Source organism: Streptomyces sp. NPDC001920, from assembly GCF_053594495.1.
Genome location: NZ_JBSFEP010000004.1, coordinates 438,963 through 455,199, shown reverse-complemented (window position 1 = coordinate 455,199; position 16,237 = coordinate 438,963). Strand labels below are relative to the sequence as shown.

6 protein-coding genes are annotated in these 16,237 nt (G+C 73.5%); 2 read left to right on the top strand and 4 right to left on the bottom strand.

The genetic code is table 11. The features are described from left to right. The 4 genes from ACWCPI_RS09575 to ACWCPI_RS09560 all read right to left on the bottom strand — a co-directional run. A partial coding sequence (locus ACWCPI_RS09575) for a type I polyketide synthase (RefSeq protein ID WP_451037570.1) occupies nt 1–9,498 on the bottom strand: 9,498 nt, incomplete at its 3' end. 76 nt (nt 9,499–9,574) lie between these two features. Next, nucleotides 9,575–9,847: an acyl carrier protein gene (locus tag ACWCPI_RS09570; protein WP_451037569.1), complete on the bottom strand. Its 273-nt coding sequence runs from the start codon at nt 9,845–9,847 to the stop codon at nt 9,575–9,577. Continuing rightward, on the bottom strand, nt 9,844–11,370 hold the full coding sequence (locus ACWCPI_RS09565) for an amino acid adenylation domain-containing protein (protein WP_451037568.1): 1,527 nt from the start codon (nt 11,368–11,370) through the stop codon (nt 9,844–9,846). Before ACWCPI_RS09565 ends, ACWCPI_RS09570 begins: the two co-directional genes overlap by 4 nt. After that, on the bottom strand, nt 11,367–12,509 hold the full coding sequence (locus ACWCPI_RS09560; protein WP_451037567.1) for an acyl-CoA dehydrogenase family protein: 1,143 nt from the start codon (nt 12,507–12,509) through the stop codon (nt 11,367–11,369). Before ACWCPI_RS09560 ends, ACWCPI_RS09565 begins: the two co-directional genes overlap by 4 nt. 276 nt (nt 12,510–12,785) lie before the next feature. Here ACWCPI_RS09560 and ACWCPI_RS09555 point away from each other — a divergent pair, with 276 nt between their 5' ends. Continuing rightward, nucleotides 12,786–13,802, top strand: coding sequence for a threonine ammonia-lyase (locus ACWCPI_RS09555; protein ID WP_451037566.1), 1,017 nt, complete (start codon nt 12,786–12,788; stop codon nt 13,800–13,802). A gap of 105 nt (nt 13,803–13,907) precedes the next feature. After that, on the top strand, nt 13,908–15,656 hold the full coding sequence (locus ACWCPI_RS09550; RefSeq protein ID WP_451037565.1) for a 3-hydroxyacyl-CoA dehydrogenase family protein: 1,749 nt from the start codon (nt 13,908–13,910) through the stop codon (nt 15,654–15,656). Nucleotides 15,657–16,237 lie beyond the last annotated feature (581 nt).

Below are 16,237 nucleotides of genomic sequence, written 5' to 3'. Positions count from 1 at the left end.
TCCGTTGCTGGCGCCGTCCTGGTTGACGGCGCTGCCGCGTACGACTGCCAGGACGGGGTGGCCGTTGCGGCGCGCGTCCGACAGCCGCTCCAGCAGGACCAGGCCCACGCCCTCGGAGAAACCGGTGCCGTCGGCCGAGGCGGCGAACGGCTTGCAGCGTCCGTCGGGTGCGAGGCCGCGCTGGCGGCTGAACTCGACGAAGGTGGCCGGTGTGGCCATGACGGTGACGCCGCCGGCGAGCGCCATGTCGCACTCGCCGTTGCGCAGGGCCTGGGCGGCCAGGTGCACGGCGACCAGTGAGGACGAGCAGGCGGTGTCGACGGTGACCGCCGGTCCCTCGAACCCGAACGTGTAGGAGATCCGCCCCGACGCCACACTTGCGTGGCTGCCGTTGCGCAGAAAGCCCTCCAGCTCCTCCGGCGCCTCGCGGAGCCGGCCGCCGTAGTCCCCGTACATCACGCCGGCGAAGACACCGGTGCTGCTGCCGCGCAGCGACGACGGGTCCAGACCCGCGCCCTCGATCGTCTCCCAGGCCGTCTCCAGCAGCTGCCGCTGCTGAGGGTCCGTCGCCAGCGCCTCACGCGGGCTCATGCCGAAGAAGTCCGCGTCGAAACCGCCCGCGTCGTCCAGGAACCCGCCGTGCCGTGTGTAGCTCTTTCCGACGGCCTCGGGGTCCGGGGCGAACAGCTCGGCCACGTTCCATCCGCGGTCCTCCGGGAAGTCGCCCACGGCGCCACGGCCGTCGGCGAGCAGCCGCCACAGATCGGCCGCCGAGCGCACCCCACCAGGGAACCGGCAGCCGGTTCCCACGATCGCGATGGGGTCGTCCGCCGTCCCGGCCGTAGTGCTCACCGGCGCGTCCTGCGCCACACCGGCACCCGGTCGGTGACCGGTGAGCTCCGAGTGGAGCCGGTTCGCGAGCGCGGCGGGTGTCGGATGGTCGAAGACGAGCGTCGCGCTCAGCCGCAGACCCGTCGCCGCGTTCAGGCGGTTGCGCAGATCGACCGCCGTGAGCGAATCGAACCCGAGCTCCTTGAACGCGCGCTCGTCCTCGATCCCCGACGGCGAGCCGTGTCCGAGCACCGTCGACACCTGGGCGCGGACCAGATCCCGTACCTCGGCGAGCTGCCGTTCGGAAGGCAGCGCGGCCAGGCGGTCGCGCAGTGACACCTCGTCGTCGGCGGTGGTGGCCGCCCGGCGCGCCGGTGTCCGGACCAGCCCGCGCAGGACGGCGGGAACGGCGTCCGCGTCCGCGGCACGGCGCCGCAGCCCCGCCAGGTCGAACCGGGCCGGAACCAGTACCGGCTCCTCGGCCGTGAGCGCCTGGTCGAACAGCGCCAGCCCTTCGTCCGTGGCCAGCGGCAGAAGGCCGCCACGTGCCAGTCGCGCCAGGTCGGACTCCGACAGGTGACCGGTCATGCCACTGGCGTCGGCCCACAGTCCCCACGCGTGGGACGCCGCGGGCAGCCCTTCGGCCCGGCGGCGGTGCGCCAACGCGTCGAGGAAGGCGTTCGCCGCCGTGTACGCGGCCTGTCCCGCACTGCCGAGCAGGCCCGTGACCGACGACAGCAGGACGAAGCGGGAGAGGTCCATGTCCTTGGTGAGCTCATGGAGATGCCACGCACCGTCGACCTTGGGCCGCAGCACGGCGTCGAGGCGCTCCCGGCCGAGCTGCTCCAGGACACCGTCGGACAGCACACCGGCCGCGTGGACGACCGTCGTCAGCGGGTGCGCGGCCGGCACGGACGCCAGCAGTTCCGCCACGGCGTCCCGGTCGCCCAGGTCACAGGCGGCCCACGTCACCTCGGCGCCGAGCGCGGACAGGTCCGCTTCCAGGGCGGCCGCGCCCGGTGCGGCGGGGCCTCGGCGGCCGACCAGCAGCAGGCGGCGGGCACCGTGCGCCGTAACCAGGTGACGCGCCAGCAGACGGCCGAGCGTGCCGGTGGCTCCCGTGATCAGCACGGTGCCGTCCTCGACCGGAGGGGTGCCGCCCGCTCCCGGCCGCGTCGCGTCCTGTGCCGGGTTGTCCCTCTCGCGGACGAGGCGCGGCAGATACGGGGCGCCGCCGCGCAGCGCCACCTGCGGCTCGTCGAGCGCCAGTGCGGCCGCGAGGGCTCCGCGCGCCGGCTCGTCGGTACCGAGGTCGACGAGGACGAACCTGCCGGGATGCTCGGCCTGGGCCGTGCGGACCAGGCCCCAGAGCGGGGCGGTCACCAGGTCGGGTGCCGCGCCGCCGGCCGTCTCCCGGTCCCTGTCGGTGACCACCGCGCGGCGCGTCAGCAGCACAAGCCGGGAAGAGACGAACGCCGGCTCGGCGAGCCACTCGCGCAGCAGGGCCAGCACGGCCGCGCTCGCCGCACCCACGGCGAGCGGCACATCGTCGGCCGCGAACGCGCCGTTCCCGAAGTCCCCGGGCACGGCGGCCAGTACGGTCGCCGGAACCGGCGCCCCGGCCGCTACCGCCCCCTTGAGCGCGGCCACGTCGGCGTGCACCCTCGCCCCCATCGCCGCGGTGACGGCCTCGTCGCCGCCGGGGACGGGCAGCGCGGCCCACGCGTCGTCCTCCGGCGCCGGGGCGGCTGCCGGCGGCGCGGCCTTGACCCACACCGGCCGGTACAGAAAGCCGCCGTGCGCGGACCGGCCGGCGGTGAGCTGCTCCGGCGCGGCGGGCCGCGTCACCAGCGACCGTACGGTGGCCACCGGAACGCCGTCCGGACCGGTGATGACCGCCTCGGCCGCGTCCGCGCCGGTCAGCGACCAGCGCACCCGTACCGTCGTGGCCCCGACGGTGTGCAGGCCCACACCGCTCCAGGAGAACGGGAGCCCGATCCGCCCCTCGCCGTCCGCCCCCAGAAGACCGGCCGGTTCCAGGGCCAGCGGGTGCAAGGCCGCGTCCAGCAGGGCCGGATGGATGCCGAAGCGGGCGGCGTCCGCGTGTTCGGGCTCGGCCAGACGCACCTCGGCGTGGATCGCGGCCGCCGTACGCCACACGGCGCGCACGCCTTGGAAGGCCCGCCCGTACTCGTACCCCTGCTGGGCGAGGAGGGAGTACAGCTCCTCGACGGGGACCGGCTCGGCCCCCTCCGGCGGCCGGACGTCCGCGGATGCGTCGGCGGGCCGTTCACCGGGGCGGCTCGCCGCGAGCACACCCGTGGCGTGGCAGGTCCAGGACGCGTCCTCGCAGGCGTCCGGGCGGGAGTGGACGCTGACGGCCCGTCGTCCGTCGTCGTCGGCCGCGCCCACGGCGATCTGCAGCCGGACCCGGTCCGACTCCGGAACCGGGAGCGGCGCCCGAAGGGTCAGATCGTCGAGCCGGTCGCACTCGGCGAGGCCCGCGGCGTGCAGCGCCAGTTCCACGAACGCCGTCCCGGGCAGGAGCACGGTGCCGGCGACCGCGTGGTCGGCCAGCCAGGGATGGCTCTGCGCCGACAGGCTGCCGGTGAGGACGAGCCCGCCCCCGTCGGCCAGTTCGACGGCCGCACCGAGCAGCGGGTGATCGGCCGTGCTCAGCCCGAGGTGTCCGGTCGCGCCGCCGCTGGCGGGCGCCTCCAGCCAGAACCGGCCGCGGTCGAAGGCATACGTGGGCAGTTCGACGGGCAGCCGCCGCGAGCCTGCGAAGGCTGCCGCCCAGTCCACCGGCACACCGTGCACATGGACCTCGGCCAGACTGGTGTGGAAGCGCCGCCACCCGCCGTCGTCGCGGCGCAGCGACCCGGTCACCACCGCCTCCGCCGCCGCACGGGCGCTGTCACCGGCCGTGGCCGCGACGTCGTCCAGGGTCTCGCGGACGCCGACGGTGAGCACCGGGTGGGGGCTCGACTCGACGAAGGTGGTGAAGCCGTCGGCGCACAGCCTGCGGACCGCCTCCTCGAACCGTACGGTCTGACGCAGGTTCCGGTACCAGTACGCGGTGTCGAGCCCGGCCGTGTCGACACGGCCGCCCGTGACCGTCGAGTAGAAGGCCGTCGTGGCGGACCGGGGCGCGATGCCGTCGAGGACCTCCATCAACTCGTCGCGGATCGCCTCCACCTGCGGTGAGTGCGACGCGTAGTCGACCGGGATCCTGCGGGCCCGTACTCCGTCGGCCAGGTACGCGGACACCAGCGCGTCCAGCGCCTCGGGGTCGCCGGCGACCACCGTCGAGGAGGGTCCGTTCACCGTGGCGACGTTCAGCCGGCCCTCCCAGCGGGCCAGATCATCCGCCACCCGGCCGGCGGGCAGCGGAACCGACACCAGCCCGCCGCTGCCGGCCAGCCGCACCAGCGCGCGGCTGCGCAGCACCACGATCCGCGCCGCGTCCTCCAGGGAGAGCGCACCGGCGACGCACGCGGCGGCGATCTCGCCCTGCGAGTGCCCGACGACCGCGTCCGGCACCACCCCGAAGGAGCGCCACAGCTCGGCCAGGGACACCATCATCGCGAACAGCGCGGGCTGTACGACGTCGACCCGGTCGAAGGACGGCGCGCCCGGTACGCCGCCCAGCACCTCGGTCAGCGACCAGTCGACGAGGTCCGCCATGGCCCGTTCGCACGCCTCGACACGGCCGCGGAACACCGGAGAGGTGTCCAGCAGCTCCCGTGCCATGCCCATCCACTGCGAGCCCTGACCGGGGAAGACGAACACCGTCCCGCCCGGGGCCGCGCCGACGGCGCCCGAAACGAGCTGCGGCGCGCTCTCTCCCGCCGCCAGGGCGCGCAGGCCCCGAACGGTCTCGTCCGGGCCGGCGGCGACGATCACCGCCCGGTGGTCGAACGACGAGCGGGCCGTGGCGAGCGCCGCGCCGAGGGGCGGCACGGGATCCGGGCCCGGCTCGTCATCGGTGGCTGGGGACAGGCGCTCCAGCAGCCGTTCCGCCTGTCCACGCAGCGCCTTGGCGGATTTCGCCGAGACCAGCAGGGGCACCGGCGTGGGCGCCGTGCGGTCGGCGTCCGCGGCGGGGGCGACAGCGGACGGGGCGTCGCTGCCGTCGCCGTCGGGGGGAGCTTGCTCCAGGACGACATGGGCGTTGGTACCGCTGATCCCGAACGAGGAGACACCCGCGCGACGGGGGCGCCCGGTGTCGGGCCACTCCACGGCCTCGGTGAGCAGCCGTAGACCGCTGCCGTCCCAGTCGATGTGCGGGGACGGCGCGTCGACGTGCAGCGAGCGCGGAAGCACCCCATGCCGCAGGGCCTCGACCATCTTGATCACACCACCGACACCGGCAGCGGCCTGCGTATGGCCGATGTTGGACTTGAGTGAGCCCAGCAGCAGCGGCCGCTCCGCCGGCCTGCCCCGGCCGTACACGGCGCCCAGCGCCTCGGCCTCGATCGGGTCGCCGAGCACCGTGCCGGTGCCGTGCGCCTCCACGGCATCGACCTGGTCGGCGGTCAACTCGGCGGCGGCCAGGGCCTGTTCGAGCACGTCACGTTGGGCGGGACCGCTGGGCGCCGCCAGCCCGTTGCTCGCACCGTCCTGGTTGACGGCCGAGCCGCGCAGCACGGCGAGGACCGGGTGGCCGTTGCGCCGGGCGTCCGAGAGCCGCTCCAGGACGACGATTCCGGCGCCCTCCGCCCATGACGTACCGTCCGCGGCGGCGGCGAACGCCTTGGCCCGCCCGTCCGGCGCCAGGCCCCGCTGCCGGCTGAACTCCACGAACATTCCGGGCGACGCCATCACGGCCGCGCCGCCCGCGAGGGCCATCGCGCACTCGCCCTGCCGCAGTGCCTGGCTCGCCAGATGCAGAGCGACCAACGACGAGGAGCAGGCCGTGTCAACGGTGACCGCGGGACCACGCAGGCCCAGCGTGTAGGCGATGCGGCCCGAGGCGACACTCACCGTGCCGCCGGTGAGCAGATAGCCGTCGAGTCCCTCAGGCGCCTCGTGCAGCCGCGGCCCGTAGTCCTGCGCCATCGCGCCGACGAACACCCCGACCCGCTCGCCGTGCCAGGAAGCGGGTGGAATCCCGGTCCGCTCCAGCGCCTCCCACGACGTCTCCAGCAGCAGCCGCTGCTGCGGGTCCATCGCCAGCGCCTCGCGCGGGCTGATCCCGAAGAAGGCAGCGTCGAAGAGATCCGCGTCGTACAGGAACCCGCCGGACCGCGCGTAGGAGGCGCCCGGCGCCTCAGGGTCCGGGTCGTACAGTCCCTCCAGGTCCCAGCCACGGTTCTCGGGGAAGGCGCCGATGGCGTCCCTGCCCTCGGCCACCAGCCGCCACAGATCCTCCGGCGACTGCACGCCGCCCGGGTAGCGGCACGCCATGGCCACCACGGCGATCGGCTCGTCGCCGGGTGCTGCGGACATCGCACCGGGGCCTTCGGTCTCCTCGGCGGCGCCGAGGACCCGGGTGCGGAGATGGTCCACGACAGCGGTGGGCGTGGGGCAGTTGTAGGTCAGGGCGGCCGGCAGGCGCAGGCCGGTGACCTCGGTCAGCCGGTTGCGCAGTGCCACAGACGACAGCGAGTCGAAGCCGAGCTCCTTGAACGCGAGCCGGGTGTCCACGTCCTGCGGTGAACTGTGCCCCAGGACCTCGGCGACCGCCGTGCGCACCACGTCGAGCAGCACCCGTTCCCGCTCGCCGCCGGCCAGTGCCGTCAAGCGTCGCGCCCAGGAAACCTGCGCGTCCGGGGCAGCGTCCGCGCCTGCGGCGGTTTCCCCGTCGGCCGTCTCCGCGGCCGGTCGCCCTGCCGTGACGGCACCAGAGGCCGCGCCGAGCCGTGGCCAGTGGCTCCGCCGCTGGAAGGCGTACGTGGGCAGCGGCACCCGCGAGGCGGTCGGCCCGTCAGAGGGCGAGGCGACCGCGTCCCAGCGCACCGGGATGCCGTGGACGTGGACTCGGGCGAGGGCGTCCAGCAGTGTTTCGGGCTCCACGCGGTCCGACGCCAGCGTCGCCGCGAGCACGTCCGGCCGGTCGACGGCCGCGGTCGGCCCGGCCAGGTCGTCGAGGCAGTGCTCGGCGATACCCGTGAGCACCCCGCCGGGCCCCAGCTCGAGGTACGCCGTGGCACCTTGGGACCTCAAGGTCGCCATACCGTCGCGGAACCGGACGGTTCGCCGCACGTGGCGGGCCCAGTAGCCGGGCGAGCACAGCTCGTCGGCGTCGGCGAGCCGACCGGTGACGTTCGACACGACGGGGATCCGCGCCGACGCGTACGACAACGAGCGGGCGACCTCCTCGAACTCGGCCAGCATCGGCTCCATCCGGGGCGAATGGAAGGCATGGCTGACCCGGAGCGGCTTGACCTTGCGTCCCAGGCCCTGCCAGTGGGCGGCCAGTTCGGCCACGGCCTCCTCGTCACCCGAGAGCACGACGGCGCCGGGGGCATTCACCGCGGCGACCGAGACACGGCCGGATTCCGGGAGCGCGGCGAGGACTTCGTCCTCCGACGCCGCCACGGAGAGCATCGCGCCGCCGCGCGGCAGGGCCTGCATCAGCCGGCCCCGGGCCGCGACGAGGGTGCAGGCGTCGTCGAGCGAGAGCACCTCCGCCACATGGGCCGCGGTCAGCTCGCCGACCGAATGCCCGAGGACGAAGTCCGGCCGTACCCCCCAGTGCTGGACCAGCCGGAACAGCGCGACCTCGACGGCGAAGAGCGCCGCCTGGGTGTACGCGGTCTCGTCGAGCTGTTCCGCCCCGGCCGAGCCGGGCTCGGCGAAGACCACCTCGCGCAGCGGCCGTCCGAGGTCGGGGTCGAGCCTGTCGCAGACTGCGTCGAAGGCCTCGGCGAACACCGGGTACGTGTCGTACAGGCCCCGGCCCATGCCCGCGTACTGGCTGCCCTGCCCGGTGAAGAGCACCGCGAGCCGCGCGTCGCCACGGACCCGGCCGCGCACGGTTCCGGTTCCGGTGCCGGCCACCGGGTCGGCGGCGAGGGCCGTCAGTCCGGCGAGGAGCGTCTCCCGGTCACCGCCGAGCACGACGGCACGGTGGGTGAAGGCGGTGCGGGTGGCGGCCAGCGACCAGCCGACATCCCGGGGGGCGAGACCGGGGTGGGCGTCGACGTGCGCGCGCAGGCGCTCGGCCTGGGCGGCCAGTGCCTCCGGCTCCCGCGCCGACAGCACCCACGGCACGGGCCCGGCACCGCGCCGGTCACCGTCCACCGCCCGGCCGGCCGGGCCGTGCCCGGCCTCCGAGAGCCCGTCCGCCGCGCCACGTCGCTCGTCGGTGCCGTACCCGGCCGCCGCGGCGGCCGGCGGCTCGGTGAGCACGACATGGCAGTTCGTGCCGCCCATGCCGAAGGAGCTGACGCCCGCGAGCAGCGGTCGATCCGGCGCGGGCCACGGACCACGGCCCGTCACCACCCGGAGCTTCAGCGCCTCCTGGTCGATGCGCGGGTTGGGCGACGCGAAGTTCAAACTGGCGGGGATCTCGCGGTGCCTGATGCTGAGCACGGCCTTGACCAGACCCGCGATCCCGGAAGCCCCTTCCAGGTGACCGATGTTGGTCTTCACCGAGCCCACCAGCAGAGGGCTCCCGGCGTCCCGCCCAGGGCCGTAGGCACCGCCCAGGGCCGCGGCCTCGATCGGGTCGCCGACCTTGGTGCCCGTGCCGTGCAGTTCCACGTACTGCACCTCGGCCGGGTCGACCGCGGCACGCAGACAGGCCTGCCGGACCACGTCCTCCTGGGCTTCCCGCCCGGGCACCGTCAGCCCGTCGGTGGCGCCGTCGTTGTTGACGGCGCTGCCCCGGATCACACCAAGGACGGTGTCCCCGTCCGCGAGCGCGGCGGTCAGGGGCTTGAGGGCGACGAACGCGCCGCCCTCGCCCCGGACGAAGCCGTTGGCCCGGGAGTCGAAGGTGTAGCAGCGTCCGTCCGGGGACAGCGCCCCGAACCGGGCTGTCCGGGCGGTGCTCTCCGGCCCGATGATGAGGTTCACCCCGCCGGCGAGGGCCAGCGTGGACTCCCCGGTCCGCAGGCTCTCGCACGCCATGTGGACGGCGACCAGGGACGATGCCTGGGCCGCGTCGATCGTCATGCTCGGGCCGCGCAGCCCCAGCGTGTACGAGACCCGGTTGGCGATGATGCCGCGACCGGTGCCCGGCAGCGAGTGCGAGCCGTAGGCGTCGGCGCCGCGCCGGCCCAGCAGGGCCGCATAGTCGTCCGCCATGGCCCCGACGAACACACCGGTACGGCTGCCCGCCAGGCTCCCCGGGACGACCCCGGCGTCCTCCAGCGCCTCCCAGCCGAGCTCCAGCATCAGCCGCTGCTGCGGGTCCGTCTCCACCGCCTCCAGCGGTGAAATCCCGAAGAAGCCGGCGTCGAAGCCGTCCACGCGGTCCAGCAGTCCTGCGTGGCGGACGTCCTGCGCGGCTGCCGGGACGTCCGTACCGGGGTTCCACGTCTGCTCCCACCGGCCGGCCAGCGTCTCCGACACAGCGCTGTGGCCGTCCCGGAGCAGCCGCCAGAAGGCCTCTGGCCCGTCTGCCCCCGGCAGCCGGCAGGCGATTCCGACCACAGCGATCGACGAAGCGTCGGTAGTGTCCAGAGGGGAGGATTCAGGACTGCGCCCGAGGGACATCTGTGCTCGCCCTTCTCCGACCGGTTGAATTCCCCTCGATGTTCACCAGTGGGGCTAAGGGTCCACTTGGAGCGACCTAAAGCGGGGAAGTGCTGCACACCAGCGCCGAAATGCTCCGCACGTTCTTGAAGTTACCGCCGCTGATTTTCGCCAGCGGAATATCGGCGGCGAGTTCCTCCCGTATGAAGTTCAACAAAATGGCGACCTTCAGTGAATCGAGGACACCGTATTCGAGGAGCGGGGTCTCCTCGTCCAGTTCACCCTTCGGGTCGCCGGACAGGAACTTCTCCCTGATGAAGGCGATCAGCCGCGCGGTGACGTCGACCTCGGACCGTGTGCTGGAACTCATGGGACCCTCTCCTGGTTGGTTTCCGCTGGGGTGTGCGCATCGCCGGCCAGCGCGGCCCGGTCGACCTTGCCGTTGCGGGTGCGGGGCAGGCATGCGACGAAGTGGAAGGTGTCGGCGACCATGTAGGGCGGGAGTCGCTCGGCCGCGTGCCGTTTGAGGGACAGCACGCCCGGGGCGGGGCGCCCGCGACGTGGTACGACGAAGACCTCCAGCCGGGCGTCCAGCCCCGTGCCGGCGACCACCGCCACGGCCTCGTCGACGTCCGGGTGCGCGGCGAGCGTGGCTTCCACGTCGCCGAGGTCCACACGGTGGCCGCGCACCTTGACCATGTGGTCGCGGCGGCCCAGGTAGTCGAAGGACCCGTCCTGCCGCACCCGGACGATGTCGCCGGTGGCGTACGGGCCCTCCTGCGGCTCCCGGCCCCAGTAGCCCGACATCACGGTCGGCCCGGACACCAGCAGCTCGCCCTCCTCGCCGGGGCCCACCCGGCGTCCCTCGGTGGTGACCGCCCAGACCGCGTCGCCACAGCAGGCGGTCCCGATCGGCGCCGGCCGGTCACGGTCCAGATCGGCGGGGCCGATCTCGTGGAACGTGCACACGTTCGTCTCGGTGGGACCGTACAGATTGAGCAGCCGCGCCCCGGTCCAGCCCGCCAGCTGCCGCACGCCGGTGATGGGGAACGGCTCCCCGGCGAAGAGCACGGCGCGCAGCGACGGCGGCGCGGGCCGGTCCAGCAGCCCGCCCCCGCGGATCATCAGCGAGAGCGCGGACGGCACGGAATACCAGACGCTGATCTCGTTGTGATGGACGAATTCCACCAACCGGTCCGGTGTGTAGGCCAGTTCGGCGGGGATCAGGTGGACCGAGGCGCCGACGGCGAGGGCCGCGTAGAGGTCGAGCACCGACAGGTCGAAGGTGAAGGGCGCATGGCTGGAGAAGCGGTCGGCCGGTGACGCCGCCAGCTCGGTCACCGCCCAGTCCACGAAGGCACCGGCGGCGCCATGACTGACGCAGACGCCCTTCGGGGCACCGGTGGACCCCGAGGTGTAGAGGATGTAGGCGAGATCCCCGGCGCCCGTCGCCCGCCGCAGCGGCGGGGCTCCCCCGGAGAGGTCGTCCGCCACGTGCCCGTCGATCAGGACCACGCGCCCTTCCCCGGTGGCGAGTTCACCGTCCAGACGGGCGGCGCCCTCCGCCGTCGTGCAGACGACACGGGCGGCGCAGTCGCGTACGACGGACATCGCCCGCCGCACCGGGGTGCTCCCGTCGACCGGCACATACGCCGCGCCGAGCCGCAGCACGGCCTGCATCGCGGCCACCACGGCCGCAGACTTGGCCGCCCACAGGACCACGCGGTCGCCCGGCCCGACGCCCTGCCGGGCGAGCAGCCGGGCCAGGACGTCGGCCCGGCGGTCCAGTTCGGCATACGTCATGGTGCCGTCGGGGCCCGAGACCGCGGTGCGGCCGGGGTGGCGGGCGGCGCTGTCGATGACCAGGTCGTGCAGGCCCGCGGTCACGCTCACAGTCCGGTCTCTCTCGCGATGAGCACCTTCTGGATCTCCGTCGTGCCCGAGAAGATCGTCGCCGGGACGCTGTCGCGCAGCTGCGCCTCGATCCCTGCACCGGCCAGATAGCCCGCGCCGCCGAAGAGCCGCACCGCGTCGAGGCTGTTGGCCACGGCGGCCTCGGACACCGCCACCTTCGACATCGCCACCGCCGCCGCGTCGTAGCGGTCCGCGTCCATCAGCCAGCACGCCCGGTACAGCAGCAGCCGCGCAGCCTCCAGCCGCTGCCGCATATCGGCGATCCGGTGGGAGACCGCCTGGAACTCGCCGATCGGGCGTCCGAACTGGCGCCGGGTGCGCGCATGGGCGACGCACTGCCCCAACTGGCGCTCCATACCGCCCAGGTAGAGGGCGAACAGGCAAGCCCGCTCCCATGCCATCGAGTGCTGGAAGACGCCGCTGCCCTGGCCCTCCTCACCGAGCACGTACCGTGCGGGCACCCGGCACCCGTCGAAGCGGACTTCGCCCGCCGGGCAGCCCCACAGGCCCATCTTCGTCAGCGGGCCGCTCACGGTGATCCCGGGCGTCTCGCGCGGTACGGCGAAGGCGCTCACCCCGAGGAAGCCCGCCTTGGGGTCGGTCGTCGCGTAGGTCACCAGCACATCGGCCACCGGGGCGTTGCTGGCGAAGCTCTTCACACCCGTCAGCACGTAGTCGTCGCCGTCGCGCACCGCGGACACGGACAGCGTGCCCACGTCCGAGCCGGCCTCGGCCTCCGTCATCGCGTTCGCCGCGATCAGCCGGCCGTCGGCCAGACCCGGCAGCAGAGCGGCCCGCACGTCCGCGCCGGCGAAGTCCCGGACGGGAACGGCGCAGGCCAGCAGGTGCGCCGCGACACCGAACACCAGTCCGGTGTCGGTGCAGGCCTCGCCGAACGCCTCCATCGCCAGAGCGGTGTCCAGGGCGCCGAGTCCGCCGCCGCCGTACTCCTCGGGCAGGCACAGACCGGTGAGCCCCAGCCCGGCCGCCGTACGCCACTCCTCGCGGGTGAAGTGCTCGCCGGCCGCGGCGCGCGGCCGACCGGGAAGCAGCTCCCGCACACCTTCCATGATGGTTTCGCGGCGCTTGAGCTGCGCCGCCGTGACATCGAATTCCATCGACTCCGCCACCATTTCTCTCGCTGCCAGGAAAGGCCGGTGAGGCGGGCCGGAGCGAGGGCGCTTTTCCCCGTCGAAAGGGCTGTCCACCAGAATGCGACCAGTGTCCGTGCCGCGGCTAAAGCGCCTCTAGGGGGACGCTGTTCCCGAAGACCCGGTGGCGTTTCCACCAGCCGAAAGTCCAGGGTTAGCCGGAGTTTAGGCGCCGTGCGGACCATCCAGGAGGACCACTGCCCCGAGGGCACTCCGCCATCATGCGGCGAGAAGGAGAGATCCATGTCCGGGATCACGACGAGCGGTGCGTCGATATCCGGCGACCGGCCCCTGCTGAGCCACGCCGGTGTCCACGCCGCCCAGCGGCGGCTCGCCTCCCGGCTCGCGACGACCCCCGTCGTACGCAGCGAACAGCTCGACCGGCGGGCGGGGGCGCGGCTGTGGCTGAAGGCGGAGAACCTGCAGCGCGGCGGCTCCTTCAAGATGCGCGGCGCGCTGGTGGCCCTCGACGAGCTGGTCCGCTCCAAGAGCCGCGGCGTGGTGGCCCAGTCCACCGGCAACCATGCGATCGCGGTAGCGCTGGCCGCTCACGACCACGCCCTGCCGGCCGTGCTCGTGCTGCCGCGGGACGCCGCGCCCGCCAAGGTGCGCGCGATCCGGGAGGCCGGCGCCACGGTGATCCAGGCAGGCACGACCTTGGCCGAGCGCGTGGCCCTGGTCGGTGAACTGAGCGCAGCCCGCGGCCTCGACATCATCGACCCGTACCAGAATCCGCACGTCGTGGCGGGACAGGGCACGGCCACCGCCGAGTTCCTCACCCAGGTGGCGGCCGAGGGCGGGCGCCTGGAAGCGGTGGTGCTGCCGGTCGGCGGCGGAAGCGCCGTGGCGGGTGCCTGCCTCGCGGTGGACGGCCTGGGCGTGGAGGTGATCGCCGCCGAACCGGCGTCGGTGCCCGCGCTGACGCAGGCTCTGCGCGCCGGACACCCGGTCACCGTCCCCGCCGAGGCGACGATCGCCGACGGCCTGCGCCCCGACCGGATCGGGCAACTGCCCTTCGACATGGCCCGCACGACGGTCTCCGAGGTGATCACGGTGGCCGAGCCGGCCATCGCGGACGCCATGTGCCTGGCGCTGTCCCACACCCGGCTGCTCATCGAGCCCGCGGCCGCGACCGCGCTCGCGGCCGCACTGCGCGTCGCGGCCGACCGGCCGACGAGCGACATCGGAGTCATGCTCACCGGCGGCAACGTCGATCTGAGCCTGGTGGCGTCGCTGTTGTCCGGACGGCCGGAGAACTGACCCACCACAGCTGGAGGCAACCACCATGACAAGGCCCCTGCATCCGGTCCCGCCGTGTTCGGCGGACCCGAGGGAGACGAGGTACCCGGTGGGAAGGCGCCGCTCATGACCGAGCAGACACGGCCGGCCTCCGCCGTGGGGGTCATCGGCCTGGGCAGCTGCGGCGAATCCCTCCTCCGGCTGCTGGCCGGGACAGGGCGCGGAGTGGTCGGGGTCGACACGGACCGCGCCGTCCTGCACCGGGTCGCACGACGCCTCCGGAACGACGACGGGACCGCGGCCGACATCACCCTGAGCCATGACATCGCCGACCTCGCGCACGCGGAACTGGTCGTCGAAGCCGTGCCCGACGACGCCAAGAGCTCCGTGCTCCGCGGACTGCACACGGTGTGCGCCGCGGACACGATCCTGGTGACCACGGCGACGGCACCCCACGTCCTTGCCCTGGCGGCCGAATGCGGCCGCCCCGCCAGGACACTGGGACTGCGCTTGACGGCCCCCGTCCCGCCCGGCGGCACGGTCGAAGTCGTCCGTACCGCGGTGGTCTCGGACGACGCCGTGGCCACCGTCGAGAAGCTGCTGGACGAGGCGGGAGTGCGACGGGTGGCGGTCGGCACCCGCCCGGGCGGGCACGCAGACCAACTGGTGTACGCCTTCCTCAACCGGGCGGCGATGCTGTACGAGAGCGGCTACGCCACGCCTGGCAGCATCGATACCGCCATGAGGCTGGGCTGCGGACTTCCGTCGGGGCCCCTGGAGTTCCTGGACCGGGTCGGGATCGACACGGCACACGCCGTGCTGACGGCTGAACATGAGCGTACGGGCCGTGCCTGTTTCATGCCGGCGGCCGTCCTGTCCGACCTCCTCGCATCCGGCCGTCTGGGCCGGAAGTCGGGTCAGGGCTTCCACAGGTACGACCAGACGGGCGACCTCGTGGCCGGGCACGGGGAGGCGAGCGCCGTCGGTGACGCGCGGCCCGTGGGGCGCGTGGGGATCCTGGGTTCCGGCACGATGGCGACGGGCATCGCGGAGGTGATGGCTGTCGCCGGGTATCCGACGATCGTCGTGGCGCGCGACCGGTTGAGGGCCGACCGGGTCGTCTCGTCGGTGGCGGACTCGCTGACCCGGAAGGTACGGCGAGGTCGGGTGTCCCCGCAGGACAGGGCGGCGGCGCTGGGGCGCCTGGAGCCTGCCGAGCAGGTCGCGGTGCTCTCGGACTGTGATCTCGTGATCGAGGCGGTGGTGGAGGACCTGGACGTCAAGCTCGGCCTGTTCCGCCGGCTGGGAGAGGTCTGCAAGACCGATGCCGTCCTGGCCACGGTGACCTCCAGCCTGCCCGTCACCCCCTGCGCGCAGGCCTCAGGACGCGCGTCCCAAGTCGTGGGGATGCACTTCTTCAACCCTGCTCCGGCCATGAGACTGGTCGAGGTCGTCCGCACCGAGGAGACGACCGCGGAGACCCTTGCCACGGTGCACGGCCTCTGCAGGTCCCTGCGCAAGACGGTTGTGGACTGCGACGACCGGGCGGGCTTCATCGTGAACTTCCTGCTGTTCCCCTACCTGGGGGATGCCGTACGCCTGGTGGAGAGCGCCGACGCGGACATCGAGGAGACGGACGCCGCGCTGGAACTGGGGTACGGCTATCCCTTGGGCCCGTTCGCTCTGCTGGACACCATCGGGCTCGACGTGTCCCTGCTGATACTGCGGCGGCTGTACGCGGAGTTCCGGCAGCCTGACTTCGCCCCGCCCCAGCTGCTTGAGGGCCTCGTCCGGAGCGGCGTGCTCGGGCGCAAGAACGGGCACGGCTTCCGAAGTTCGCTGTGGCAGGCGACGCGCCGGCGTGCGCTCAGCTGACGAAGCACTCCGGGTGCTCCGCGACCGGCTGCCGCCGCTCGGCCGGGAAGCGTGATCGGACCGCAGGTCGGCAGGCGCCATCTCAGGTCGGCGGGAGGCGCCTTGCGGAGGCGCGGCATCGTCCCGCCCGCAGGACCGGTGCCCGCGCTCGCCCGGCGCCCCGGGCGCCGGTCCTGCGGGCGTCACCGGTCGATGAAGTCCGCCACGAGACGCACCACTTCGGTTCGCGCTCGAACACGGCCATGTGCCCGCAGTCGAGTTCGGCGTACCGGCTACCGCGGATGCCCCGTCGGGTTTCGCGGACGTGCTGGACGGAATCCCAGTGGGTGTACGACATCGTCGACGACCAGGGTGGAGCCTTGATGTTGTGTGAGCCCGGCACGGATGTGCACCGCGGTCCCGAGCTCCAAGCGGAGGGTCTTCTGATGGCTCTTGCGAACCGCCCGCTCGGGGCGGGTACCGTCGCGCCCAGCGAGTTCGACCGGACGCCGTGCGCCGAGCGCCGCCAGGCGGACTCGGGCGACACACCGAGGTAGACCCAAGCTCGAACAACGGCTGGACACCGGCCGGTCAGGTCGGCA